At 71.4% G+C, this 25109-nt stretch carries 18 protein-coding genes; 12 read left to right on the top strand and 6 right to left on the bottom strand.

Going from position 1 to position 25109, the window contains the following annotated elements; all coding sequences use genetic code 11:
* Together RKD20_RS07075 and RKD20_RS07070 are read left to right on the top strand one after the other, a co-directional pair.
* The gene (locus RKD20_RS07075) at nt 1–2826 is read left to right on the top strand and encodes an HAD hydrolase family protein (RefSeq protein ID WP_424876937.1); all 2826 of its coding nucleotides are present in this window, start codon (nt 1–3) and stop codon (nt 2824–2826) included.
* A gap of 10 nt (nt 2827–2836) precedes the next feature.
* The gene (locus RKD20_RS07070) at nt 2837–3955 is read left to right on the top strand and encodes a GNAT family N-acetyltransferase (protein ID WP_424876936.1); all 1119 of its coding nucleotides are present in this window, start codon (nt 2837–2839) and stop codon (nt 3953–3955) included.
* Nucleotides 3956–3977: 22 nt separating this feature from the next.
* Here RKD20_RS07070 and RKD20_RS07065 read toward each other — a convergent pair whose 3' ends face one another.
* A complete protein-coding gene (locus tag RKD20_RS07065) occupies nt 3978–5309 on the bottom strand; it encodes a lipopolysaccharide biosynthesis protein (RefSeq protein ID WP_424876935.1) in 1332 nt (443 codons plus the stop codon).
* Nucleotides 5310–5673: 364 nt separating this feature from the next.
* Here RKD20_RS07065 and RKD20_RS07060 point away from each other — a divergent pair, with 364 nt between their 5' ends.
* The 7 genes from RKD20_RS07060 to RKD20_RS07030 all read left to right on the top strand — a co-directional run bounded on the left by RKD20_RS07060 (nt 5674) and on the right by RKD20_RS07030 (nt 12711).
* Nucleotides 5674–7380, top strand: a complete 1707-nt coding sequence (locus RKD20_RS07060) for a glycosyltransferase (RefSeq protein WP_424876934.1) — start codon at nt 5674–5676, stop codon at nt 7378–7380.
* Nucleotides 7377–7913, top strand: a complete 537-nt coding sequence (locus tag RKD20_RS07055) for a hypothetical protein (RefSeq protein ID WP_424876933.1) — start codon at nt 7377–7379, stop codon at nt 7911–7913. Before RKD20_RS07060 ends, RKD20_RS07055 begins: the two co-directional genes overlap by 4 nt.
* A gap of 2 nt (nt 7914–7915) precedes the next feature.
* A complete protein-coding gene (locus tag RKD20_RS07050; RefSeq protein ID WP_424876932.1) occupies nt 7916–8728 on the top strand; it encodes a glycoside hydrolase family 16 protein in 813 nt (270 codons plus the stop codon).
* 135 nt (nt 8729–8863) lie between these two features.
* Entirely contained in the window at nt 8864–9607 is a 744-nt protein-coding gene (locus RKD20_RS07045) for a glycosyltransferase family 2 protein (protein ID WP_424876931.1), read from the top strand.
* Complete coding sequence (locus tag RKD20_RS07040) at nt 9604–10896, top strand: glycosyltransferase (protein WP_424876930.1); 1293 nt, start codon at nt 9604–9606, stop codon at nt 10894–10896. The genes RKD20_RS07045 and RKD20_RS07040 overlap by 4 nt, the downstream gene beginning before the upstream one ends.
* 34 nt (nt 10897–10930) lie before the next feature.
* Nucleotides 10931–11899 carry a glycosyltransferase family 2 protein gene (locus RKD20_RS07035; protein WP_424876929.1) on the top strand — a complete coding sequence of 323 codons (969 nt, stop codon included), beginning with the start codon at nt 10931–10933 and terminating at the stop codon, nt 11897–11899.
* Nucleotides 11896–12711 (top strand): polysaccharide deacetylase family protein, encoded by an 816-nt coding sequence (locus RKD20_RS07030; protein WP_424876928.1) that lies wholly within the window; start codon nt 11896–11898, stop codon nt 12709–12711. Before RKD20_RS07035 ends, RKD20_RS07030 begins: the two co-directional genes overlap by 4 nt.
* 27 nt (nt 12712–12738) lie before the next feature.
* On the opposite strand, the gene RKD20_RS07025 is transcribed toward RKD20_RS07030, so the two are convergent.
* Both RKD20_RS07025 and RKD20_RS07020 read right to left on the bottom strand, forming a co-directional pair.
* Nucleotides 12739–13950: an NAD(P)-binding domain-containing protein gene (locus RKD20_RS07025; protein ID WP_424876927.1), complete on the bottom strand. Its 1212-nt coding sequence runs from the start codon at nt 13948–13950 to the stop codon at nt 12739–12741.
* 52 nt (nt 13951–14002) lie between these two features.
* The gene (locus tag RKD20_RS07020; RefSeq protein ID WP_424876926.1) at nt 14003–15076 is read right to left on the bottom strand and encodes a phosphotransferase; all 1074 of its coding nucleotides are present in this window, start codon (nt 15074–15076) and stop codon (nt 14003–14005) included.
* A gap of 117 nt (nt 15077–15193) precedes the next feature.
* Between RKD20_RS07020 and RKD20_RS07015 the strand changes: the two genes are divergently transcribed.
* Nucleotides 15194–16414 (top strand): ATP-grasp domain-containing protein, encoded by a 1221-nt coding sequence (locus RKD20_RS07015; RefSeq protein WP_424876925.1) that lies wholly within the window; start codon nt 15194–15196, stop codon nt 16412–16414.
* 66 nt (nt 16415–16480) lie between these two features.
* On the opposite strand, the gene RKD20_RS07010 is transcribed toward RKD20_RS07015, so the two are convergent.
* A complete protein-coding gene (locus tag RKD20_RS07010) occupies nt 16481–17737 on the bottom strand; it encodes a glycoside hydrolase family 16 protein (RefSeq protein ID WP_424876924.1) in 1257 nt (418 codons plus the stop codon).
* Between the two features lie 373 nt (nt 17738–18110).
* On the opposite strand from RKD20_RS07010, the gene RKD20_RS07005 reads away from it, so the two are divergent.
* Nucleotides 18111–19148, top strand: coding sequence for a dTDP-glucose 4,6-dehydratase (locus RKD20_RS07005; RefSeq protein WP_424876923.1), 1038 nt, complete (start codon nt 18111–18113; stop codon nt 19146–19148).
* On the top strand, nt 19145–20929 hold the full coding sequence (locus RKD20_RS07000; RefSeq protein WP_424876922.1) for a glycoside hydrolase family 15 protein: 1785 nt from the start codon (nt 19145–19147) through the stop codon (nt 20927–20929). The genes RKD20_RS07005 and RKD20_RS07000 overlap by 4 nt, the downstream gene beginning before the upstream one ends.
* On the opposite strand, the gene RKD20_RS06995 is transcribed toward RKD20_RS07000, so the two are convergent.
* Both RKD20_RS06995 and galE read right to left on the bottom strand, forming a co-directional pair.
* Nucleotides 20865–23996, bottom strand: a complete 3132-nt coding sequence (locus RKD20_RS06995) for an EAL domain-containing protein (RefSeq protein ID WP_424876921.1) — start codon at nt 23994–23996, stop codon at nt 20865–20867. The two genes, RKD20_RS07000 and RKD20_RS06995, sit on opposite strands and share 65 nt — an antisense overlap.
* A 34-nt stretch (nt 23997–24030) precedes the next feature.
* Complete coding sequence (gene galE / locus RKD20_RS06990) at nt 24031–25068, bottom strand: UDP-glucose 4-epimerase GalE (protein WP_424876920.1); 1038 nt, start codon at nt 25066–25068, stop codon at nt 24031–24033.
* Between the last annotated feature and the right edge of the window lie 41 nt (nt 25069–25109).

Below are 25109 nucleotides of genomic sequence, written 5' to 3'. Positions count from 1 at the left end.
ATGTCCCGCCCCCCACTGGACACGGGAGGTGCAACCCCTCCCGGGCAGGCCGTTGCCGACCTCTACGCCGATGCGACCGAACTCCATCGCGGACTCCTGGGGGCCGCACGCCGCAGCGATCCGCTGGACGCCTTCCTCTTCGCCGCCGGCCTCACCCAGGTCTGTGAGGATCATCTGGCCGGTACCCCCTGGCTGCTCAGCCGAGCCGCGTCGGAACTCGACGGCACGGCCGCCGGAAAGGTGCTGCGGCTCGCACTGAACGGCGTGGTGACCGCAGCCGACCAGTCGCCCACCACAGGCCGGCTGCGGGAGTGGCTGTCGGCCACGCGTCGGCTGACGGACGCTCTGGCCGATGCCGTCACCGGCCGGCCCGACGCCACGACCGAGGGCGACCCGCAGGCGTTCTCCGGGCGGGTCGGCGCGCTGCTGGAGCGTCTGGGCACCGAGGTTCCGCCGTCCGGTGCCGCAATGCTCGAGGGCAGCCTCCTGCGTCCCCCCTCCTGCTTTCGCAGTTTCGACCAGCATCCCCGTGACGTCGTCGAACTCGTCACCCGCTTCACGGACCGGTACCCGGACCGCGGCACGCGGATCCTGGTGATCGGCCTGCGTACGTCAGGCAGCTATCTGGCGCCGCTCGCCGGGGCCGCCCTGCGCGCCGACGGGTACGCACACGTCACGGTCCGCACCACACGACCCGGCGGAGCGTCGTCGCGCGCAGACATCGCGGCCCTGCGCTCCGCGGTGCGTGACGGCGCGCTGGCCGTGCTGATCGACGATCCGCCATCCACCGGCGGCAGCCTGGTGGCCGTGGCACGCGGGCTGTCGCGGGCGGGCCTGCCCGCGGAGCGCGTGGTGATGCTCTACGCCGCCTTCGCCGACCGGCCGGCACCTGCGCTCCTGGCCCGGTTTCCCAGTGTCGTGCTGCCGCCGGACGACTGGCACATCCGCGACCGTCTGCGGGAGCCGGGCCTGCGCCGCAGTCTGGCGGAAGTGCTGCCGGACCATGACGTGCTCAGCCTGTCGGCCGACGAGCCGGGACTGCCGTCCCGCTGGTCCCACGTCGAGCTGCCGTTCACCGTCCGGACACACTCCGCGACCGGGGACGCAGAGCTGCGCCTGGTCGCACAGGGAGCAGGAACCGGCTACCTCGGACGCCACGCGCTGTCGGTCGCCGAAGCCCTCGACGGACTGGTGCCCCGGGTCCACGGATTCCACGACGGAGTGCTCCTGAGGGACCGGCCGGCCGAAGAACCGGGCCCGCGTCCGGACCTCGCCCGCACACAGCAGGCTCCGGCCGCTGACGTCGTCCGCTACGTCGTCCAGCGCCGGGCCCGTGTGCCGCTCGCGGCCGACCGCAGCGTGATGCTGACGGGGTGTCAGCCGGTCTGGGAGGCCGGCGCCCGGCTGTTCGCCGACCGCTGCGGCCGGCTGGCGGCACCGCTGCGGCCGCTGCTGATCGACCCGCTGCTGCGCGACCTGCTGCGCACGTCGTCCGCCTCGCTGGTGGACGGGCACATGGCTTTCGGACGGTGGTGCCCCGACTCCGGCGGATGGACCAAGGCCGACTTCGACGACGGCTGCTTCAGCCATCTGGACCTCGCCGCCTACGACGCGGCCTACGACCTGGCGGGCGCGGCGCAGGCCCTGCTCCCGGACGCCGACCAGATGCAGTCCGCCTACGAACGCATGACCGGCAGCCGGATTCCGGCCGCCCGGTGGTGTGTGTACCAGGCCGTCCACGGCTGGAACGCCGAGCGACTCGGCCGCTCCGGCGCCCGCACCGGCGTGGACGAGGCCACCGCCCGGCGGGCACGGTCGCGCGCGGTCCAGGAGTATCTGGCCGCTCTCTATCTGCGGGACCTCGAACTCCCCGGCGCCGGTCTCGAACCGCCGTCGGCGCACGGGGCGTGGTGCGCGCTGGACGTGGACGGTGTTCTGGAGACGGACCTGTGCGGTGCTCCCGCACCCGCACCCGCCGGGATGCTCGCGCTGCGGGCGTTGCGCGCCCACGGGTACCGGGTGCTGCTCGCCACAGGACGACCGGTACCGGAGGTGCGCGACCGCTGCCGTACGTACGGACTGCCCGGCGGCGTCGCGGAGTACGGCGCCGTCGTCTACGACACCGAACGCGACAGTGTGACCCCGGTCGTAACCGGCCCCGACCCCTCCGCGCTGGCCAGTCTGCTGTCGGGACTGCCGTCCGTGACGCTGGACCCGCAGTACGCGCGGTGCGTGCGGGCCTGCCGAGGCACCGGGGCGGACCGCGCGGCGCTCGACGACGCGACCGTGCGCGAGGTGACCGGCCGTCCGGAAGCCGCCGGCTTCACGGTGGTGCAAGGTGAGATGCAGACCGACTTCGTTCCCGCGGGCGTCGACAAGGCCACGGGCGTCGCGACGCTTCTGCAGACACTGGGCGCGCCCGCCGGGACGCGACCCGTGCTGGCCGTGGGTGACAGTGCCACCGACATTCCGCTGCTGCGGTGGGCGCGCAACGGTCTTGCCCCGGGCAACGCCGCCCCGGCGGTGCGTGCGGCCGGGCTCACCGTGCTGCGCCGGCCCTGCCAGGCGGGGCTGGCCGACGCGGTGGGGCGACTGCTGGGACACCGCCCCGGCGGCTGCCCCCGTTGCCGCCCTCCCTCGCTGTCCCCCGGTGACACGGCCCTGACGGCGCTGTTGGCGGTGCCCGAGGCAGGCCGGGCCGGCATGCCCGTCCGGCTGGCCCGCCTCGCACACGCACGGGCGGCCGTGGCCCGGCACTCCTGCGCGGGCACGGCCGGCGCACCCCTTACAGCGGGCGGGGACACGACTCGCCACTCCACCCCCTGAGGAGGCCGAGGTGACGACAGGACAGAGCGGATCCCGGGTGTGGGACGTCCCTACCGGCGGCGGCCGGATACGGGCCATCAGCCCGATCCCGCGTGAAGCCTGGTCACGGGTGCTCGCGGCCGATCCCGGGGCCATGGCCTTCCATCTGCCCGAATGGGTGGACTGCGTCTGCGCCGTCAGCGGCTGGCACGACACTGGTCGGCTCTACCGGACCGATGAGGGACGAGAGCTCGTCCTGCCGATGGTCTGCCGCCCGGCCCGGCCGCACCCGCTCACCGTGCGGGCGTCGCTGCCCCCGGGCTGGGGCACCGGCGGCATCCTGGCACCCGGAGGGGTACGCCCCGACGAGGTCGACATGGTCCTTGAGGACCTCGTCGCCGACCGTGCCCTGCGCACCAGCCTCCGTCCCTCGTTCCGCGCGGCACACAACTGGCCCGCATCACCACCCGGAGTCGTACCCGTCCCCCGGACCGTGCATGTCCTCGACCTCGACGGCGGCATGGACGCCATCTGGTCCCAGCGGTGGTCCAAGAACACCCGGGGGAACATGCGCAATGCGGAGCGCAGGGCGGAGCGGGCGGGGATGACGGTGGAGAGCGGGAGTTCGCCGGAGCTGGTCGAGCGCTTCTACGACCTCTATCTCCGGTGGCTCGACCGGCGGGCCCGTGAGCGGAACCTTCCCCCGGCCCTGGTGCGCGGCCGTGGGAAGCGAGCCGAGCCGCTCGCCAAGTTCCACGCGGTCGCCGCCGCTCTGCCGGACGCCTGCCGGATCTTCGTCGCCGGCGTGCGCGGGCGGACCCTCGCCACGGTGATCGTGCTCCTGCATCGTGAGGTCTGCGTCTACTGGCGGGGATTCAGCGACGTGGAGGTCGCCGGCCCGCTGCGGGCGAACCAGATACTTCTGCTGCGCTCCATCGAGCAGGCCTGCGAGGCGGGTTGTCGCTACTACGAGATGGGCGAGTCCGGAGGAGTGGCCTCGCTGGAGCAGTTCAAGACCCGTGTCGGAGCCGAGCCGCACCCCCTCACCGAGTACCGGCTGGAGCGGACGCTGCTGACCCGGTTGCGGGGCCGGATGGACGACCTTCGGGCAGCGGTCGACCATCGCCCGGAGACGGCCGGCGGCCGGTAGGCCCGCCCGGGCGCGATGCCGGTCAGCCGGCGTCGCGGTTCTGAGCGGTCCGTGGCGCGGACCGGCCCACAGGTAGCCACAGCGGCTTCTGCCACCACAGCAACAGGGCCACGAAGGTCTGCGCGATGAGCCATCCCGCCCCGACTCCCGCGATCCCCATCACCGGCAGCAGCACCAGGGACAGACCTGTGGACAGCGAGCAGACCACGGCGAGAATGCCGATCAGCATGTGCAGCCGACGCTGGGCCCGGGAGGCGCTGACGGCGACGATCACGACCAGATTCGGGATGGCCGAGAGAGCCACCAGGCGGAGCAGGCCCGAGCCGTTGCGCGCGTAGTCCGGGCCGAACACCCGCAGCAGGAGCGGCGCCGCCAGACAGAGCACCGCGGTGCCCGCCACCAGGAGCATCCCGGTGTGCCGCAGTACCTTGTGGCACTGCTTGAGCAGCTGAGCCGGGTCGTTCGCCGCCTCCACGATGAGCGACTCGCCCATGCTGGCGTTCAACTGGTAGAGCGAGAATCCCGCGAGCCAGGCCAGTGAGAAGTACGCCGCCTGGTCCGGGCCGAGCTGGTTGAGGACGAGGACCGGGAGCAGGGCGGTCGCGCCGAGCCAGAACAGCGCGGCGACGTAGTCCGCCATGATGTAGCCGCCCGTGGGCCTGCTGACGTCGGCCCGCTCGTCCAGCGCGGTCATGGCGTGCCGGGGGAAGGCCCGCGCGTACAGGAACCCGTTGGTGAGGGTGACGGCGACGGCGACGGCGAGCGTCCAGGACAGAATGATCCCGCTCGACGGCAGGACGACGGCCAGCACACCCACGAGCACGATCTTCACCACGGAGAACACGGCGTTCTCCAGCACCACCCAGTCCGTGCGCCGAAGTCCGGTCAGCACTCCGTCCTGGATGACGAAGACCGCGTATGCCGCGCTCGCCAGCACGAAGCACGGTCCCAGCAACGGGTCGCGGAGGAAGTGCAGCCCTGGTGAGAGCACCGGCTGCAACAGCAGGAATGCCCCCGCGAGCAGCACGGTCGTGGCGCAGGCCGCCAGGTAGGCCCTGGTGACCAGCCGCCGGGTGCGGCCCCCCGCCGTGGGGACGAACCGGAGCAGTACGTTGGTCAGGTTGAGCTGGCCCACTCCGGCGAGCAGCATCATCGCCGACACCGCCGAGTAGTTGCGGCCCACCGTGTCGGCGTCGTAGTTCCGGGCGGCGAACGCCCAGTAGCCCGCTCCCAGGGCGGCGGTCAGTACCGAGTTGAAGGTCAGCACATGGCCGTTGCGCAGCAACTGGTCCTTGGACCTTGGCCCCGCCGCCCCGTCGGTACCCCGCAGGCGTCTGCCCAGGCCCGAACTCATCGTGCGCGCCCGTCGGTGGCTGCTGTCCGCGTCTGCCGTGACTCCATGCGGCGCCTACGAATCGTCGTACTTCCGGGCCTCGTTCTGCTCAGCCTAAGTCGGAAGCGACCCGGCTGCGACCGGAGCGGCGCCGGCGCGAACCGCCACGAACTGCCGGTTGCGGCGAATGAAAGTAACGTGATGTGCAGCTGTTTTTCGGCATAAATGATCCAGCCGCTCTGCGGGAGGCATCCGCGTGGGCAGGTACCCGACGCAGACGAGCGGCCATCGAACGGGGCCGCGTACCGAGGCCGACGCCCGACGGTCCGGTCCGACCGGTCCGCCCACGGCGCGGGGGCGGGGGAGGCCGTACACCGTGCGCCAGGTGTGGGTGCGCGTTGCCCTGCCCGTCTCGCTCGGCCTGTGGCTCGCCTCCCTGCGCGGTGTGGACCTCGGCCGCATGAAGGACCTGGGCCTGCTGCAAGTGCTGCCCGTGGTGTTCTGGGTCGCTCTCGGTCTGCTCGCCCTCGGCTTCTGCACGGCGCTCTGCGACCGGCGGACGCCCAACGGCTGGTTCGCGGGCTATGTCCTGGGGCTGATCGCGGTCATCCACGCCACCCCCTCGCTGCTCTATCCGACCCTGCGCTACGGCTGGGCCTGGAAGCATGTCGCGATCGTCGACGCGGTGATCAGGAACGGCGGAACGGTCCCCAACGCGGGCAAGCTCGAGCTCTACAACCAGTGGCCCGGCTTCTTCCAGCTCAACGCGTTCTTCCTGCAGGCGACGGGCCTGGACTCGGTGCTCGGTTACGCGGCCTGGACCCCTCCGGTCTTCAACGCGCTGCTGCTCGCCCCCCTGCTACTGATCTACCGGGCGGTGACGCGGGACAGACGGCTGATCTGGGGAGCCGCGTGGATCTACTACTCGTGCTCCTGGGTGGGACAGGACTACTTCGCTCCCCAGGCGTTCGCGTTCCTGCTCTTCGTGACGCTGATCGCCCTGGTCATGGCACAGCTGCCCACCTCGGCGCGCCCACTCCCCGCCGCCACGCCCATCGGCTGGACCGTCGGCAGGTTCGCCGTCGTGCTGCTGCTCGAGGGCGTGATCATCTGCTCGCACCCCCTCACACCCCTGATGATGATCAGCGCACTGGTCGCGCTGTCCCTTCCACGCCGCAACCGGCGTGTGGTGCTGCCGGTCGCGGCCGGCGCGGTGCTGTTGACGGCGGTGTGGGACACCACGGTCGCCAGACCCTATGTCTCCTCCAATCTGCATCAGTTCCTCGGCGCGCTGGTGCAACCCGACTCCAACGTGGTCTCCGGACTGGCCCAGTTGGGTACCGCGGCGCCTGGGCAGGTGGAGGTGTCCTGGGTCGACCGGGGGCTGTCCGCGGCGGTCTTCCTACTGGCGGCCGTCGCCTTCCTGACGCGCCGGTGGACCCGTCGTACCGGTCTGCCGCTTCTCGTCCTGGCCCCACTGCCGCTCCTGGTCGCCAACGCCTACGGCGGCGAGATGATCTTCCGCGCCTATCTGTTCGCGCTGCCCGCTGCCGCCCTCCTCGTCGCCGCGCTGTTCTTCCCGTGGGACCGTAGACCGCTGCTGCGCGTTCTCGCCGTCACGCCGGTGCTGCTGGCCCTGCTCGGCGGTCTGCTCTTCGGCTACTACGGCAAGGAGGCGGCTAACTACTTCACCAAGGACGAGGTCGCGGCCGGCCGGTTCGCCACGTCCACGCGTCCCGGCTCCCTGATCGTCTCCGTGACGTCTGCCGTTCCGGGTCTGGTCGCCCACTACGACAAGCACCCCCATGTTCAGCTCGACGAGCAGGAACTCAGTGACCGGCAGCGGCTGGCCCGGAATCCGCTGGCCGGCCTGGAGCCGTTCCTTGCGCACACCACCGCCGCGAAGCCGGCCTACATCGTGCTGAGCAGGGCGCAGGCTGCCGAGTGCTATCTCAACGGCACCCTGCCCGCGGACACCGTGCAACGCCTCGAGTCCCAGATCGAGAAGGCGCACGGCTTCACGACCGTGTTCCGCAACAAGGACGCCGTGGTCTACCGCTACGAGAACCCGGCCAAGGGAGGGGGACGATGACTCTGCTCCGCACGGCCCCCTCATCTCGCTGGGCACTTCCGCTCCGGTGCGCTCTCGCGCTGTCCGGATGGCTGGCCGTGGCCGCGAGCGGACTTCCGGCCGGAAGCGTCCTGCGCGTCCTGGTGTCGACGCCGTTTCTGCTGGTCTGCCCCGGGCTGGCGGCCAGTCGGTGGGCGCGGCCGCGGGTGGGGCGCGAGACCGGTCGGGCGCCCATGCTGGAGATGGCGGTCCTGGCCGTGGTGGTCAGCCTGGCGCTGACGGTCCTGGTCGTCGTGCCCTTCTATCTGAACGGTGTCTTCACGACCCTCCGGGCCCTGGCGACGCTGGCTTTCGTCACCTCGGCGCTGGCCCTGCTGCCCGTACCGCGCGGCCGCGGGCGGCCCAGGGACTCGCGGCGGGATCCGGCTCCCGATCCCATGGCGCCACCGGCCGCCCCGCCCCGGCAGCCTCCACCCGGAGCACCCCCGGACTCCGCCCCGTCCGGCGACAGCCGGGCCGCGGGCCGCCCGTCGCGGCCCGGCGGCCGGCGATAGTCATGCGGGTCGGCCGGGCCCTGCGGGCGCTCGTCGTGGCCGCACTGCTGGCGGCGACGGCCTGCGCCAACGGTGGTACGAGCAGACGGCCGCCCGCGCCGGGCCACTGGAGGCTCGTCTTCCACGACGAGTTCGACGGTTCGTCCCTCGACACCCGCCGCTGGGCCACTTGCTACGACTGGAACCGCAACGGCTGCACCAACAGCAGCAACCACGAGGAGCAGTGGTACCTCCCCGGCCAGGTCACCGTGGGGAACGGCGCTCTCTCCCTGACCGCCGTCCGTCGCGCCACCCGGGGCAGCGACGGCAAGACCTATCCGTGGACCTCCGGCATGGTCTCGACCGGCCGTGACCACTGGGACGGCCGCCCCCGCAGGACCTTCACCTACGGATACTTCGAGTCGGCCGTCAGGATTCCCTCCCAGGGGGGCATGTTCCCGGCCTTCTGGATGATGCCCGCTTCCCGGCACACGCCACCCGAGCTGGATGTCATGGAGTTCCTGGGAAGCACCCAAGAGGTCCTGATGTCCACGCACTGGCGGGGCGGGGAGGGCGCCCGCCGCACGGAACGGGGGACCTACGGTCCGCAGGACTTCCCCGCCGGGTACCACGTGTTCGCGCTGCTGTGGACCAGACATGAGCTGACCTGGTTCGTGGACGGCCTCGCACGGTTCCGGGTGACCGACCCCGCGGGGGTCCCGCACGTCCCTATGGAGGTCCTGCTCGATCTGGCGGTCGGGCTTCCGCACTCTCCTCCGCCCTCTGTGCGGGAGGCCCGGATGAAGGTCGACTGGGTGCGGGTCTGGCAACAGTGACCGGCCGCCGTGCGGCCCAGGGGGGCGGCAGCAATCGGAGAAGTACCGCCGGACGCACTTGACGCACGCCCAAACCAGGACGAAGGTAGAAATATACGACGTAAGCATATGGCGTAGTTCCGGAGGTGCGAGATCGTGTACAGCGACTGGATCACCAGCAGTGGGGGCAGACAGGGGGCCACGGTGAGCCTGGTCGTTCCGGCGCTGAACGAGGCCCGGAACATCCCCTGGGTCTTCGAACAGATTCCGGCGTGCGTGGACGAGGTGATCCTTGTCGACGGGGACTCCAGCGACGCGACGGTCCCCATGGCCCGGCACTGCCTGCCAGCCGTGCGCTTCGTCCGGCAGAACGGCCCGGGCAAGGGCAACGCCCTGCGTGCGGGCTTTCTCGCGGCGACCGGCGACAACGTGGTGATGATGGACGCCGACGGCAGCATGTCGCCGACCGAGATCCCCCACTACCTGCACTTCCTCCAGAACGGCTACGACTTCGTCAAGGGCTCCAGGTTCGTCGAGGGCGGCGGCTCCCTGGACATCACCACCATCAGGCGGCTGGGCAACCAGATGCTGCTGGCCGCAGTCAACCGGCTCTACCACGCGTCCCTCACCGACCTGTGCTACGGCTTCTGCGCCTTCCGCAGAAGCTTCCTCGACCAGTTGGACCTGCACGCCACGGGATTCGAGATCGAGACCGAGATGATCGTCCACGCCCTGCGTTCCGGACTGCGCATCGCCGAGGTTCCCAGCCTCGAACTGCCCCGGCGCAACGGTCGTTCCAACCTGCACGCCATCACTGACGGCCGCCGGGTGCTGCGAACCCTGATCTCGGAGCGGCCTGGTGCGCACTCCTCAGCCGCGAGCGTGGGCACCGTGTCATGACCTCCGTCGCGGTGCGCACCGGTGTCCGGCACGGAATCCGTGTCCTCGACGTCGACCTGGGGCGCCCGGGCGAACTCCGTTCCCCCGCCGGTCCGTTGCCGGCGGAGCCGCAGGGGCCGGTGCGCGCCCTCGTACGCCTCCACGGCCATCCACTGGGCATGGTCGACGCGGTGAACGCCTCCGGCCCCGGCGGCCTGTGGCGAGCGGTCAGCCGGGCGGCGCACGGGGAGCTGGCGGAACAGCTCGCCCGGCATCAGGAGGCGGACCGAGCGCAGGCCTCCGACGCCCGCACCGCCGCGTGGCCCCCGTGCCAGGCCGCGAGGCGCCGCGTGCTGGGGCAGGCGCCCTTCATCAGCGTGGTCGTGGCCACCCACGACCGCCCGGAGCAACTGCGCCACTGCCTCCGTTCGCTGCTGCGGCAGGACTACCCCGGGTTCGAGATCGTCGTCGTCGACAACGACCCGGCCGACGACGCGGCCGAAGCCCTGGTCCGCCGGCAGTTCCGTGGGCAGGTCCGCTACGTCCGTGAACCTGTCGCCGGACTGGCCCGGGCCCACAACCGGGGACTCGCCCACACCGAGGGATCCGTCGTCGCCTTCACGGACGACGACACACTCGTCGACTCCGGATGGCTCGCCGCCCTGGCCGAGACGTTCGTTCGGGAACCGCGAGCCGGCTGTGTCACCGGACTGATCGTCCCCGCAGAACTGGAGACGCCGGCACAGGCCGCGCTCGAACGGCAGGGAGGCTTCGCCAAGGGCTGCACGCCGTGCGCATGGTCGCTGTCCGAGCCCTCGGCCGACCCTCTCTTCCCCTTCACCGCCGGGCGTTTCGGTTCCGGCGCCAACATGGCCTTCCGGGTCGGCGTACTGCGCTCCCTGGGCGGTTTCGACACCGCCACCGGCGCCGGAACCCCTGCGCGCGGCGGTGACGATCTGCTCGCCTTCTTCGAGGTCCTGAGCGCCGGTCACGCACTGGCCTACCAGCCGGATGCCATCGTCTGGCACCGGCACCGCCGGACACCGGACGCCGTGACCGCACAGGCCTTCGGATACGGGGCAGGACTCACCGCCTACCTCACGGCGGCGATGGCGGGCGATCCGCGCAGGCTGCCGACTCTGCTGCGCAGGCTCCCGGGTGGCATCCGCCACGCCATGGCCCGATCGCGTGCGCGCGGCGCCGATCCCGAGGCCGGCTGGTCACGACGCCTCGCATTCCTGGAACTGCGCGGAATGGCGTACGGACCCTTCGGCTATGTGCGCGGACGTCTCACCGGCGACCGCTCCTGACTCCGCACTCCGACGGACCGGACCGGAGGTCCTCATGAACGACGCGATGCCCTCCTCCCGACCCTCCGTAACCCTCACGGTGGTCGTCTGCGCCTACACCCTCGAGAGGTGGGACGACCTGCGGGCCGCCGTCACGTCGGTGCGGACCCAGCGCAACCCCCCGGACGAGATCGTGCTGGTCGTCGACCACTGCCGGCCGCTGTATGAGCGGGCGGCGAGGGAGCTGCCGGGTGTTCGGGTGGTGCCCAGCAGCGGCCCCCGCGGCCTGTCCGGGGCACGCAACACGGGCGTCGCGGTCTCGCACGGCGACGTGGTCGCCTTCCTCGACGACGACGCGGCGGCGGAACCGCAATGGACCGACCGTCTGCTGGCACCGTACGAAGACCCGAGGGTGGTGGGAGTGGGCGGACTGGTCAGGCCGCGCTGGTCCACCCGGCGCCCGGTGTGGTTCCCGCCGGAGTTCGACTGGGTGGTGGGCTGCTCGTACCGGGGACTGCCCGAACGGACCGCTCCCGTGCGCAACTTCATCGGGGCCAACATGTCCTTCCGCAGAACGGAGCTGCTCGCGGTCGGCGGATTCCTCGACACCCTCGGCAGGGTGAGCGACCGGCCGACCGCGGGCTGCGAGGAGACGGATCTGTGTCTGCGCATCACGGCCCGCCGACCTGACGCCGTCCTGCTGTACGAGCCGGCGGCGGCGGTGCGGCACCGGGTTCCCGAGGCCCGCACCCGGTGGTCGTACTTCCGGTCCCGCTGCTACGGCGAGGGACGGTCCAAGGCGCTGGTCGCGCGGTACGACGGCAGCGGGCCGGCCCTGACCAGCGAGCGCGCCTACCTGCGCTCCACCATTCCGCGGGCCCTGGTCAGAAACCTGCGCCGGACGGGGCGTCCCGGTGCCGTGCGCACTCTGGGGGCGCTCTCCGCGGGGGTCTGCGCGACCGGCACCGGCTACCTCGTCGGACGGCTCCGCTCGTCGGGGACACGGGATGGGGACAGGTCATGAACGCCATACCCGTCTTCCTCTACCACGCCGTGTCCGACGACCCCCCGTCATGGCTCGCGCCGTTCACGGTGACTCCTCGCACGTTCGTGGAACAGCTGGACATGATCGCCGACAGCGGTCTGCGCCCGGTCCCGCTGGGGCAGTTGGTGGCGGCGCTGCTCGGAGGACCCCAGCCACCGCCCCGGTCGGCCGTGCTGACCTTCGACGACGGATACGCGGATTTCGCCTCCACGGTGGCTCCGCTGCTCCACGCCCGGGGACTCCCGGCCACGCTGTATGTCACCACCGGCGCCCTGAGGATGCCCGGGCAGAGGTCGCGCCACGGGCCCTTTCCGTCGGTCGAGATGCTGAGTTGGACCCAGGTCCGGGAACTGGACACGGCCGGATTCGAGATCGGCGGTCACAGCAGGACCCATCCGCAACTCGACACCCTGCCGCGGAAGGCCGTGCGGGAGGAAGTCGGCGGATGCAAGCGGGAGCTCGAGGACACTCTCGGTCACGCCCTCGACGCGTTCGCCTACCCGCACGGCTACTCGAGCAGCCGCGTCCGCGCGCTGGTGGGGGAGTCGGGATGGACCTCCGCCGCCGCCATCCGAGCCGCTTCGGCCCACAGCTCGCTCCGGGACGACCCACTGTGGTTCGCCCGGCTCATGGTGCGGGCCGACACGAGCCGGGAGCGCTTCGGACAGTGGACCCGTGGCGAGGGCGCCCCCGTCGCGCCGTTCGACGAGGGCATGCGCACCCGGGGATGGCGGGCCTACCGTAGGCTGAGGGCTTCCGTGGGGCGACCGTACCGGGCTCTTCCTGCCTGACTGGTGACGGCACCGACAGGGGCCCGGTCAGCGGTCCGCGCCCGCGACGACGCCATGGGCGACCCTGCGCGCGGCGAGTCCCGTGCCTGCGACGAACCGCAGAACCGGCCCGAAGGTCGGGGCGGCGGCCAGTCCGGTGAAGAACAGGCCGGGCACGGAGGACTCCATCCCCGACGAGAGGCGTGGGGCGCCGTGGGAGGTCGCCAACTCTCGGCGGAGTTCTGACGTCAACAGGCCCAGCCGGTCGACGTCCACGCGATAGCCCGTGGCGAGCAGCAGATGGTTGGCCCGCAGCGTCTCCCCGCCTCCGGCGGCGTCCACCACCTCGAGGCGCACTGTCCCGTCCTCGGCTCGCGCCGAGTACACCGTACGGCCGCACAGCACCGGGATGCGTCCCTCCACCCGCTGTCGCAGCCACCAGGCACCGGACGGTCCGAGCACGTGGTGGAGCAGCCGGATCCGTACCCGCTCCGGCAGATGCCGGTAGGCGGCTCCGCCGTAACTGCAGGCCACCAGCGACCATCCGGGACCCAGCGGTGAGCCTGGTTTCGCCAGCCGTACGGGCCGGGGCCGGTCGGCCGGCCGGTCGGTGGCCGGGGGAGATCCGAACGCCAGGGAACCGGCGCGGGCGACCACGGTGGGGAAGGCGCCCGCCTCGTGCAGCAGGGCGGCGCTCTCCAGGGCGGACTGCCCGGCACCGAGGACGGCGACCCGCTGTCCCTCGAAGCGCTTCAGATCACGGTGCCCACTGGCGTGGGAGACCAGGTCGTCGGGGAGGGCCCCGCGCAGTTCCGGCGGCTCGTGAGCGAAGGCGACCTGTCCGGTGGCCATCACCACCTGCTGGGCGAGGAACTGCTCGCCGGAGTCGAGGGTGACACCGAAGAGTCCGTCAACGGCCTGCACGGTGCGTACCTTGCGCCGTTCCACCTCGGGCACCCGGCGCTCCTGGAACCACCGTCCGTAGGCGATGAACTCCTCGACGGGGATGGGGTACCGGTCTCCCACGGGTGCGAACCCCCGCGAGACGCGGAAGTCCTCGAAGCGGTATCCGGACTCCGGCGCGGAGATGGACGAGGCCGTGGGTACCGACTTGAGGTACATGCCCTGCGGCATGTGCGTGCACCAGCTCTCCATCGGGTCACCGAAGACGCGTCGTCGCACCCCGGTCACGCTCAGCCAGGCGGCCGTCGCCAGCCCGTAGGGGCCGGCACCGATCACGACGACGGGTTTCTCGGGCATGCGCACTGCCTCCTCGGGGCTCGCACGGGCCGCGGTGCGCCCGTTGACGGGATCAGCGGTGAAGGTGTGTGTCAGCGGCGCGGGCCCATCGGCAGCTCTCCCTCAGGACGGGGGCGACGGTCGCGGTGAGCCACCAGTGACTGCGGCCGAACCTCGGCGACTTGCGGAGGTTGCCTGCGACATGCCACAGCCAGGTCAGCAGGGCGAGAGCCGACGGGTCGCCGATGTCCCGGTCGGGATCCACTCCGGCCAGTGCGAGAAGGGCGGCGTCGCCGTCGGGCAGTCGGCCGGTGCGCAGCGTGTCGGCGACGATGACACCGTGCGGGCGCCCCGTGAGCATGCTGCGCAGGGCCAGGACGAAGGTGTAGGCGTCGATCTCACAGGGACCGTCCGCCTGGGCGTTGCCCCAGTCGAAGACTCCGCTGACCCGGAGCGGGTCGCCTTCGAGCAGCACGTTGCCCGCGTGGTAGTCGCCGTGGGTCCACCCCTCGGTGAGCACGGCGCCGGCCAGTGCCGCGTCCAGTCGACGGCGCAGCGCCTGGAGTGCCGCCGCTCCGCGGCCCGCGCCGTAGGAGGGGATCTCCGCGCGGAGGACCGCCAGTTGTGGCACGTACCAGCAGGCGGTCCGTTCGGCTGCCGGGCGGCGACGGCCCGTCGCGCACCTCAGGTCCGCCAGCAGGCGCAGGGCGGGCGCGGCGGCGCGGCCAGGGTCCTGCGGGCCCTCCCGGATCAGCCGCTCCGCCAGGGCACCCGGCAGCCTGCTCTGCACGAGCGTTCCGGACAGCCGCGGTCCGGAGTCGACCGCCCGGGGCAGCAGAGGGCGCCAGGGGCCCAGTCGCTCGTCGGCGCGGAGCTGTTGCAGAGCCCTCCGCTCGCGGGCGACGGTGGCGGCCCCCCGTCCGTCTCGCGGATGTTTGACGACGAGGTCCAGTGAGCCCTGACGCAGCCCGAACACCAGAAGATTCCCTTGGATGCGGGACGGGCGCCGGATCACGGTGATGTCGCACCTGCCCATACCCCGCACCAACTGCCGGGCCCTGAGGCGGTCGTCCACGCCCCCCAACAGCCGGGGGAAGTAGAGAGGCAGCAGACCGCTCAGCCGGGGCATGCCGGGGGTGGGCCTCATGTCGCGCCTCTTCCGCGCAGCGGTGTCCGCGATTTCCGGGATAATGAAAGAAATGCGACATATCACCTCATCATGATAGATCCCCTCCCGCGCCGGTTCCTTTCGAAAGGACGAGGGGTGGTCCTTTTGCTCGACGACGAGGTGCCCGTGCTCCTGGCCAAAGTCGGCCGCTATCCGCAGCATCACGGCAGCCTGGGCGTCGTCCGCACGGTCGGGCGGCTCAAGGTGCCGGTGTATGCGATCGTCGAGGACCGCTTCACCCCGGTCGCGCTCTCGCGTCATGTGACCCGCGGGTTCGTCCGTCCGACGACGGGGGCGGAGGAGCCGGATCGGCTCAGGGACGCGCTGCTTGCGATCGGACGAACGATCGGCAGGCGGTGTGTACCGGTGCCGACCGACGACGAGGCGGCGGTCGTGCTGGCCGAGCACGCCGACCGGCTGGCGGAGTGGTTCCTGCTTCCCCCCGTGCCGGCCGGCCTGCCGCGCCTTCTGGCGGGCAAGGCGACCATGCACAGGACCTGTACTGAGAGCGGAGTGCCGACGCCTCGGTCACTGGCCCCGGCGGACCGTGCCGAGATGGTCGACGCGGGGCGAGAACTCGGCTACCCGTTGGTGCTCAAGAACCTGGGCCCGTTCAGCCGTCTGCGCACGCCCGCCGTCTGCGGCACCACGGTGGTGCGCGACGAGCGGGAACTGCTCGCCCGCTTCAGGACGGCGCTGCCGCCCGTCCTGATGCAGGAGTACATCCCCAGGCGGCAGGCGGAGGACTGGATCACCCATCTCTACTGTGGTCCGGGCGGTGTGCCGCGGGTCCTGTTCACCGGCCTGAAGATACGGTCCTGGCCCCCGTACGCCGGAGTGACCACCCGAGCCGTGGCGCTGCGCAACCCGGAGCTGGCCGAACTGGCGGACCGTCTGTGCCGAAGCATCGGCTACAGCGGGGTGGCGGACCTCGACTGGCGCTACGACCGCAGGGACGCAAAGTACAAACTGGTGGACTTCAACCCCCGTACCGGCGCCCAGTTCCGTCTCTTCGAGAACGTCCAGGGAGTCGATGTCGTCCGCGCGATGCATCTCGATCTGACCGGCCGGGACATACCCGAGGGTCCTCAGGCCGAAGGGCGGATCTTCGTGGCGGGGCAACTGGATCTGCCGTCGGTGGCGGCATGGCTGCGCACGGAACGCCGACTGCCCCCCGACCTCCTGCACGTCAGGCCCACGGAGCGGGCCTGGCTCAGCCTGGACGACCCCCTGCCGGCGGTGAGTGAGGCGATCCGCTTCACGGGGGCGGTGGCGCGCCGGCTTGCGCGTTCGAAACACGACCGGACGGTTCCCTGAGCGCCGGGCACCGAGCGGCGCCGGCCCGCGGGAGGCGGGCCGGCGCCTGCGGGAGTGCCGGGTCGGTCAGTGCTGCCAGACCTTCACGTAGTCGACCATCATGTCGGCCGGGACCTGGGTGGGTCCGCCGTGCGTGGAGCTGACGGCGTTGTTGAGGATCAGGTACATCGGAGCGGATGTGATCCCGGTCGTGATGCGTCCGACCTGCTTGCCGTCGTAGTAGTACGTGACCGAGCCCGGCGCCCATTCGGCGCCGAAGGTGTGCCATCCCGTGTACGAGCCGGAGGCGCAGCCGCCCGGACCGCCGGCCGGGGAATGGAAGTGGTAGCAGGCCGAGCCGCCCAGCCCCTCCATGACGTCCATCTCCCCGTCGGTGGGCCAGTTCTGCCCGTCGGTCCAGAAAGCGGGCCAGTTCGCGATCTGTGTACCGGACGCGGGGGTGTAGATACGGGCTTCGAAAGCACCGTAGGTGAACTGGGCCTTTCCGTTGCTCTCGACCAGGCCGGAGACGTACGGATAGGTCGTGCCGTTGACGGTCGCCGACTGCTGGACGGCCTTCAGATGGAGATTTCCGCCGCTGACGCTCACTTGTGAGGGCGAATAGGCGGAGAGTTCACCGGAGTTGACGGGCTTGGTGGTGCAACCGGAACAACCGAGCCAGTTCGGGTTCCACTTCGAGCCGTCGAGACTCGTTCCGTTGAATTCGTCGTCGAATACGTTGCGCCACGTCCCTGGAACGCCGAGCGGTGCGTCGGAGGCCGAGGAAGACGCAGTGGCCGTGGGTGTGGAGGTCGGCGTCGGCGTGGGGGTCGGCGTCGAGACGGTGGGGGAGGGGGAGGCCGTCGCCGTCGGTGTTCCTGACGGAGTGGAGGCCGAACCGCCTCCGGTGGTGAAGGAATTCACCGGGGAAAGGCGGTACCAGCTGCCGTGCACCTTGTAGGAGACGAAATACGTGTAGGTGCCGGCGGGGAACACGCGACTGCCTGAGGTGTAGGTGGTGGGCGACGCGCTGAGGGTGGCCGGGGCGGCGCCGGGGAAGTCGAAGGCTCCACCGCCGGCGGAACGCGCGGCTACGGCAAGGGCCTGAACCTTGATCGTTCTTGTGGCGTGCACCCTGGTGGTGGCCTTGAGTTGGCCGTCCGGCGTCGCGGAGACGGACAGGGAGTCGACGACGATCGGCGCCGTGGACGCCTTGGCCTGTGCGGCTTGGACGAGTGCGCCGCCGGCGAGGACGGCGGTGGCGAGCAGAAGACCGCCCGCCTTTGTCCGCGCGGCAAACGGGCGGCGGTGTCGAGCAATGACAGCTGTGTGTTTTGTCGGCATATACGGTGTGACCCTTTCGCCCCCCAGGCTTCGGCAGTTGAGCCTGCTCATGCGCGAAGCGATGGCGGGCTGAACGGTCATGGACTCTGCGCGAGGCGGATTTCATGCGCAAGGGCCGTTCCGCGTCGAAGCATGCCGACATTTCACGGAAATGCTTGTGGTTTCCCCGAGTTGCCGATGCCGGGCCGGTTCCAGTGACGTCTGACACACCGGAGGATAATTCGGTCAAAGGTGTCGAATCGCCCCGCACGGCGTGCAGTTGGAAGGCGGCGGTAATGGTCCGCCGGGCGGGGTTGACTCGACGGGACTCCGGGCGGATGATTTACGTATACGGTGTAAACATACGTATTAAAGATCAATCCGGGCGGTGATCATGACGCGGAACAGGACCACCCTTCCAACCCGCATCCTCGTCACCGGCGGAGCCGGTTTCATCGGCTCGCACTACGTGCGCACGATGCTGGGTACCGGCGGCCCCCCGGACGTCGCGGTGACCGTCCTCGACAAGCTCACCGGGGCCGGCAACCCCGCCAACCTGGACGACGTCCGTCACACGCGGGGCTTCTCCTTCGTCCGCGGCGACATCTGCGACCGGGACCTCGTCGATGCGCTGGCCGCGGCACACGACCAGGTGGTGCACTTCGCGGCCGGCGCTCCCGCCGTCCGCACGAACGGCCTGGGGACGCAGACCCTGCTGGAGGCGGCGCTGCGGCACGGGCTGCGCAGGTTCGTCCACGTCTCCTGCGCCGAGGTCTACGGCTCCGTGCGCGCCGGCTCCTGGCCCGAGACCGCCCCCCTGCGGCCCAACTCGCCCTACGCCGCATCCAAGGCGGCGTCCGACCTGCTGGCGCTTGCGTACCACCGCACCCACGGCATCGACGTGCGCGTGGTCCGGTGCTCGACCACCTACGGGCACCATCAGTTCCCCGAGCGGGTCGTCCCGCTGATCATTACCCACGTCCTTCAGGACAGCCCCGTGACGCTGTACGGCGACGGGCTCACCGTCCGCGACTGGATCCACGTCGACGACCAGGTGCGCGGCATCGAACTGGTCCGCGGGGGCGGACGCCCGGGCGAGGTCTACAACATCGGCGCCGGCGACGAACTCTCCCACCAGGAGCTCGCCGGGCTGGTGCTGGGCACCTGCGGGGCCGACCGGGGGACGGTCCGGTTCGTCGATGACGGCCGGGGCGGCGGCGACCACCGCCGCTCGGTCGACTGCACGAAGATCCGCACGGAGCTCGCGTTCGCGCCCCGCAAGGACCTGGTCACGGGCCTTGAGGAGACGGTCGACTGGTACCGGACGCACCGCTCCTGGTGGGAGCCGCTGCTGCGGCGCGACCCGGCACGCCGGTGCGACCACGGGCGCAGCGACTCCGAGGGGTGCGACTACGAGCGGCTCCCGTCATGAACGCGCCCATCGAGGACTACGCCCTCATCAGCGACCTGGAAACCGCCGCCATGGTCGGCCGGGACGGATCGGTCGACTGGCTGTGCCTGCCCCGGTTCGACTCGCCGGCCTGTCTCGCCGCGCTCGTGGGCACCCGGGACAACGGTTTCTGGCGGGTGGCACCCGTCGCCGGCGGCCGGTGCACCCGCCGGACCTACCGCGGGGACACCCTGATCCTGGAAACGGAGTGGCACAGCGCGGCCGGCGCCGTGCGGGTCGTCGACTTCATGCCCCCGCGCACGCAGTCGCCGTGCCTGGTCCGCATGGTGGAGGGGCTGTGGGGCCGGGTGACCGTGCGCAGCGACCTCCGGCTGCGCTTCCACCAGGGCCGTGTGCTGCCGTGGGTCCGGGTCGGCGAGTCCGGCACGGTCGCGGTCGCCGGTCCGGACGCCGTCTGGCTGCACGCCGACGGGCCGGTGCACGGGCCCGACCGGGCGGACCGCACGGTGCACGACTTCGTGGCCACGGCCGGCCGCAGGCTCGCCCTGACGCTCGTCTGGTCCCCGTCGCACCTGACCGAGCCGCCCCCACCGCTGTACGTTCCGGCGGAGACGGCGCTGAAGGAGACCAGCCAGTTCTGGCGACGCTGGAGCGCCCAGTGCCGTTACGCCGGACCGTGGCGCGAGGCGGTGATGCGCTCCCTGATCACCCTCAAGGCGCTCACGTACGCCCCCACGGGCGGTGTCGTCGCGGCACCGACCACGTCGCTTCCCGGCTGCGTGGGGGGAGAGCGCAACTGGGACTACCGGTACTGCTGGCTGCGCGACTCCACCGTCACCCTGTCGTGTCTGCTGCGCAGCGGCTACCGGGAGGAGGCCACGGCCTGGCTGGACTGGCTCGTACGGGCCGTCGCGGGTGACCCGGATCATCTGCAGACCGTCTACGGGGTCGAGGGCCAACGGCTCCTGACGGAGACCGAGGCGCCGTGGCTGACGGGTTACGAGGGTTCGCAGCCGGTCCGGTTCGGGACCGCGATGCCTCAGTTCCAGCTGGACGTGTACGGCGAGGTCATGGACACGCTCTGGCTGTCGCTGCGCGCCGGGATCCCCATGCCGGCTCATGTGTGGGACCTGGTGGAGGTGCTCATGGGCCACCTCGAGCGGCACTGGCGCCGGCCGGACCAGGGGATGTGGCAGGTGCGGGGAGCGCGCAGACAGTTCGTCCACTCCAAGGTCATGGCGTGGGTGGCCGCCGACCGTGCCGTGCGCATGGGGGTGCTGCTCGGCAGGAACGGCTCCTCCGGTGTGTGGCGGGCCATGCGCGACGAGGTCCACCGTGACGTCTGCCGCAAGGGGTGGGACAGCGGGCAGAGGTCCTTCGTGCAGTACTACGGCTCCTCGGCCCTCGACGCCTCGGCGCTGCTGATCCCCCGCCTCGGCTTCCTGCCCGCCGGTGACGAGCGGGTGCGCGCCACCGTGCGCGCCATGCGGCGGCTGGACCACGGGGGGTTCGTGCGACGGTACGCCGCCGAGCACACCCTGGACGGCATCCGCGACCCCGAGGGCACGTTCGTCTCGTGCTCCCTGTGGTACGCCCAGAGCCTTGCCGCGACCGGACATCCGCGGCAGGCCCGGGAGGTCTTCGAACGGGTCCTCGCCATCCGCAACGACGTCGGTCTGCTCGCCGAGCAGTGGGACCCGGACGGGGGCCGCCAGCTGGGCAACGCGCCGAAGGCGTTCAGCCACGTCGCGCTGGTGGAGACGGCGTTCGCCCTGTCGTCCCTCGCCCCGAACCGTCGCTGAGGGCGCGTCCGTCACGCACCGCCGCTGCCCCCTCCTGCACCGTCATCGGCCGCGCGAACAGGAAACCCTGTCCGTACCGGCAGCCCATGGCGGTCAGCAGGTCGCGCTGCGGCGACGCCTCGACGCCCTCCGCGATCACCTGCACCTCGAGCGTGCTCGCGAGGCGGACGATCCCCTCGACGAGTTTGACCTGCCGGGTGTCCTCGGGGATGTCGTCGATGAACGACTTGTCGATCTTGAGGACGTCCACGGGGAAGTCGTGCAGATAGCGCAGAGAGGAGAACCCGGTGCCGAAGTCGTCCACGGCGATGCGCACACCGAGGTCCCTGAGCTCCCGGACGAGTTCGTCGATCCGCTCGTCCCGTCGCATCAGCACCGACTCCGTGAGCTCCAGCTGCAGTGAGCCCGGGGCCAGGCCCGGGGTGTCCAGGGCGCGGGACACCTCGTCCACGAAGCCCTGCTCCTGCCACTGACGACCGGAGACGTTCACGCTGACGTACGGCGGCGCCGGCCGCCCGACCTGGTGCTGCAGCCGGGCCATGTCGGCGGCGGCGCTGTGCAGCACCCAGGCGCCCAGCGGCGTGATGTGCCCGGTCTCCTCGGCGAGCGGGATGAACTGGTCGGGGGGTACGGGCCCGTGCCGATGGTGCGGCCAGCGGGCCAGCGCCTCGAAGCCGACCACCTCGTCCGTGACGAGGTCCACCACGGGCTGGTACAGCAGCGCGAACTCGTCCCGGGCGATCGCGTCGTCCAGCCGCACCCGCAGATCCTGGCGCTGCGTCATGCGGGTTCGCAGCTGGGGCCGGAAGCGGCGCCACTGGCGCTTGCCCGCCGCCTTCGCCGCGTACAGGGCCACGTCGGCGAGGGCCAGCAACTCCTGGGCGTCCGTGGTGTCGAGAGCGGTGGCCACGCCCACGCTGGCGGAGACGTTCACGGTGTCGCCGGACAGCCGGAAGGGTCTGCTCAGGGTCTGAATGACCTGCGCCGCCAGCAGTTCGGCGTCCAGCGGCAGCTTGGCGTCCTCCATCAGCACCGCGAACTCGTCGCCGCCGAGCCGTGCCGCCGTGTCGGTACGGCGCAGCGTTCCCTCCAGCCGCTCGCCGACCGCCTTCAGGAGCTGGTCGCCGCAGGAGTGGCCCAGCGTGTCGTTGACGTTCTTGAAGTCGTCCAGGTCGATGAAGAGCAGACAGGTCAGCGCGGGTTCGCGTCGTCCGCGCAGCAGCGCACGGTGGGTCCGCTCCAGCAGCAGGGTGCGGTTGGGCAGACCGGTGATCGGGTCGTGGAAGGCCCGCTGGGTCAGTTCCTGCTGCAGCCGGCGCTGTTCGGTCACGTCCCGCAGGGTGACGACCAGTCCGCCCACGGTCTCGTCCCGCCGCAGGTCGCGGCAGCGCACCTCCACCTCGATGTGGCCGCCTCCGCGCAGCACCCGCCAGTGGTCGTGGCTCTCCTGGCGCGCGTCGCCGTCCGGCGCCATGAGGGTGCTCTCCACCCGGTCGCGGTCCCTGGGGTCCACCAGTTCCCGCAGCGCCGTGCCGGTCAGGGCGGCGCTGCCCAGGACGGCCTCGGCGGAGGGGCTGGCGTACCGCACGGTCGTGTCGTCGTTGACGATCAGGATGACGTCCGAGGCGCTGCGGACCAGCGTGCGGAAGTACGCCTCGCTCTCCTGGTGCACGATCTCCCGGCGCAGGGCGATACGGTCCGCGGCCAGTCCCGCGTGCGAGGCGAGGATCTCCACGGTCCCGCGCACGTCGGCGAGCCGGCGCTCCGGTCCCGCGGCCACCAGCATGCTCGGGAGGTCGTCGCCGGCCCTGCGGTCGGGCTGGCCGACGGCGCACACCAGGGCGTACGGCAGCGCGCCGAGGGCGGGGGCGAGGTCCGGACCGAGCCGGTCGGCGGGGATCAGGCGGCAGCCGTGGCGAGGACCGCCCCGCGGGTCCCAGGGAGCGTCGGCGCCCGCGAGGAGCCTGTGGAGGTACCGGGACCGTCCGGACGGCACGAGCAGGGTCAGATGGGGCACGTCTGGTCCCACCAGGGCCGTGACCGCCGTGTCGCAGGCCCGCGCGATCTCGTGCGGAGCCATGGCCGCCACGAGGGAGGCGGTCGCCGCGCGCAGCACGTGTTCGCGTGACACCGCCCTGCGGTGGGCGACGACCATGCCCGCGAGCCGCAGGATGACCAGCAGGAACAGCATGGCCGAGAACGTGGCGAGTACGGTCGCGTGGCGCACGGTGCCCGTCCGCTCCTCGATGACCAGGATGCCGGGTGCGATCAGCGTGGCGACGGTCAGTACGACGAGCCTGCGCCACTGCGGCCGCAGGGACTCCGCCCGGGGCTCCGGATCGGTCAGCCGGGCCATCGACGGGTGCAGGCCGGCCAGCCCCCACGTCAGGTAGAAGACGATCCAGCCGACGTCCAGCAGGGTGTCGGGCGGCTGGCTCTGGTCGAGCCGCAGGATCCCGTAGGTGATGTCGAAGGCGAGCAGCGTCAGCATGCCCAGACCGAGCAGTTGCACGGCACGGTTGTGGAGGGGGCCGGGGCCGGCCGCGAGCAGCCGGACCAGCAGGGCCAGCAGCAGGAGGTCGCCCAGCGGGTAGGCGAGGCTGATCGCGCGCTGCTGCCAGGTGAGCCCGTCCAGCGCGGCGAGCGGCTGCACCAGGTAGATCCACACCGGCAGGCCCAGGCCGGCGGTGACGATCAGGGCGTCCAGCAGACCGGGCAGGTCCCGGCGGCCACAGCTGTACCGGACGAGGCCGGACAGTCCCGCGGCGAAGAGGGGGTACACCGCGAGAAAGCAGGCGTCCGCGGGGGAGGGGGCCAGCGCCCGGAAGTACTGGTCCTGCACGTCGTAGTACGTGTCACCCGCGGTGAACACCAGCAGGCCGGCGGCGAGGGCCAGCCATGGCCAGCAGCGCGCGGGACGGTGCAGGCGCACGCCGGTCAGGACGGCCGCGGCGCTGCCCAGGCCGATGAGAGCCTCGACCAGGACGTGCGCGTCGGCAAGGGTCATGGAGACACAGGCCAGACCCGCCACGACGACGGTGTAGACGGTCATCGACCGGTGGGTCATCGGCACACGCCTCCGGGCGGGCACCGTCCCCGGATCACCGGGAACAGTCCGCGTAGCCATGGGGATTGAGCTGCTGGAACCGCCAGACGTCCCGGCACATGTCGGTCAGGTCACGGGTGGGCCGCCAGCCCCAGGCCCGGGTGACGGCGCTCGCGTCGGTGACCAGTCCGGCGACGTCGCCGGGACGGCGCGGACCGATCCGGTACGGCACCTCCTCACCGCACACCTCGGAGAAGACGGCGACCACGTCCAGGACCGAACTGCCCTGCCCCAGGCCGACGTTGTACACCCGCATGCCGGGGTCGCCGACGAGGTGGTCGAGCGCCAAGCGGTGCGCCTCGACGGTGTCCATGACGTGGATGTAGTCGCGGATCGCGGTGCCGTCGGGGGTGGGGTAGTCCCCGCCGTGGATGTGCACCACGCTCCGGTGGCCGGCAGCGGTCAGGGCCACGGAGGGCATCAGGGTCTCGGGTCCGCCCGGCGGATCCTCGCCGAGCAGCCCGCTGGGGTGCGCGCCGGCCGGATTGGCGTACCGCAGGCACAGCACCGTGTACTCGGGGCAGCGGCGGCAGACGTCCGCCAGGATCTGCTCGCACAGCCACTTCGAGGCCGCGTCCGGCGTCACCGGCCGGGCGGGGGTGGCCTCGTCGAGCGGACCGGGGCCGGCGTCGCCGTAGACCATGCAGGAGGAGGCGAAGACCAGGCGGTGCACACCGTGCTCGTGCATGGTCGACAGCAGGGCGGTGGTGCCGCCGACGTTGGTGTCGTAGCACTCGACGGGCCGCGTCAGGGACCCGCTCGGGGACTTCACGGCGGCCAGGTGCACCACGGCGTCCACGGAGTGGCGGGTGAAGACCGCCGACAGGGCGTGCCGGTCCCGGATGTCCAGTTCGTAGACGGTGCCGACGAAACGGCCGGCGATCCGCTCGACCCGGGAGAAGACCTGCGGCGTGCTGTTGGAGTAGTCGTCGACGACGATCAGCTCGTAGCCGTGGTCCAGCAGGTCGACGCACGTGTGACTGCCGATGAAGCCCGCCCCACCGGTGACCAGGACTGTTGACGGTGCGCTCATGGGCGCTCGGCCCTTCGTAGGCATCGTACATTTACGATGTA

This window comes from Streptomyces sp. SLBN-8D4 (genome assembly GCF_049739545.1).
Classification (GTDB): domain Bacteria; phylum Actinomycetota; class Actinomycetes; order Streptomycetales; family Streptomycetaceae; genus Streptomyces; species Streptomyces canus_C.
This window is presented reverse-complemented; position numbering and strand designations above follow the sequence as displayed.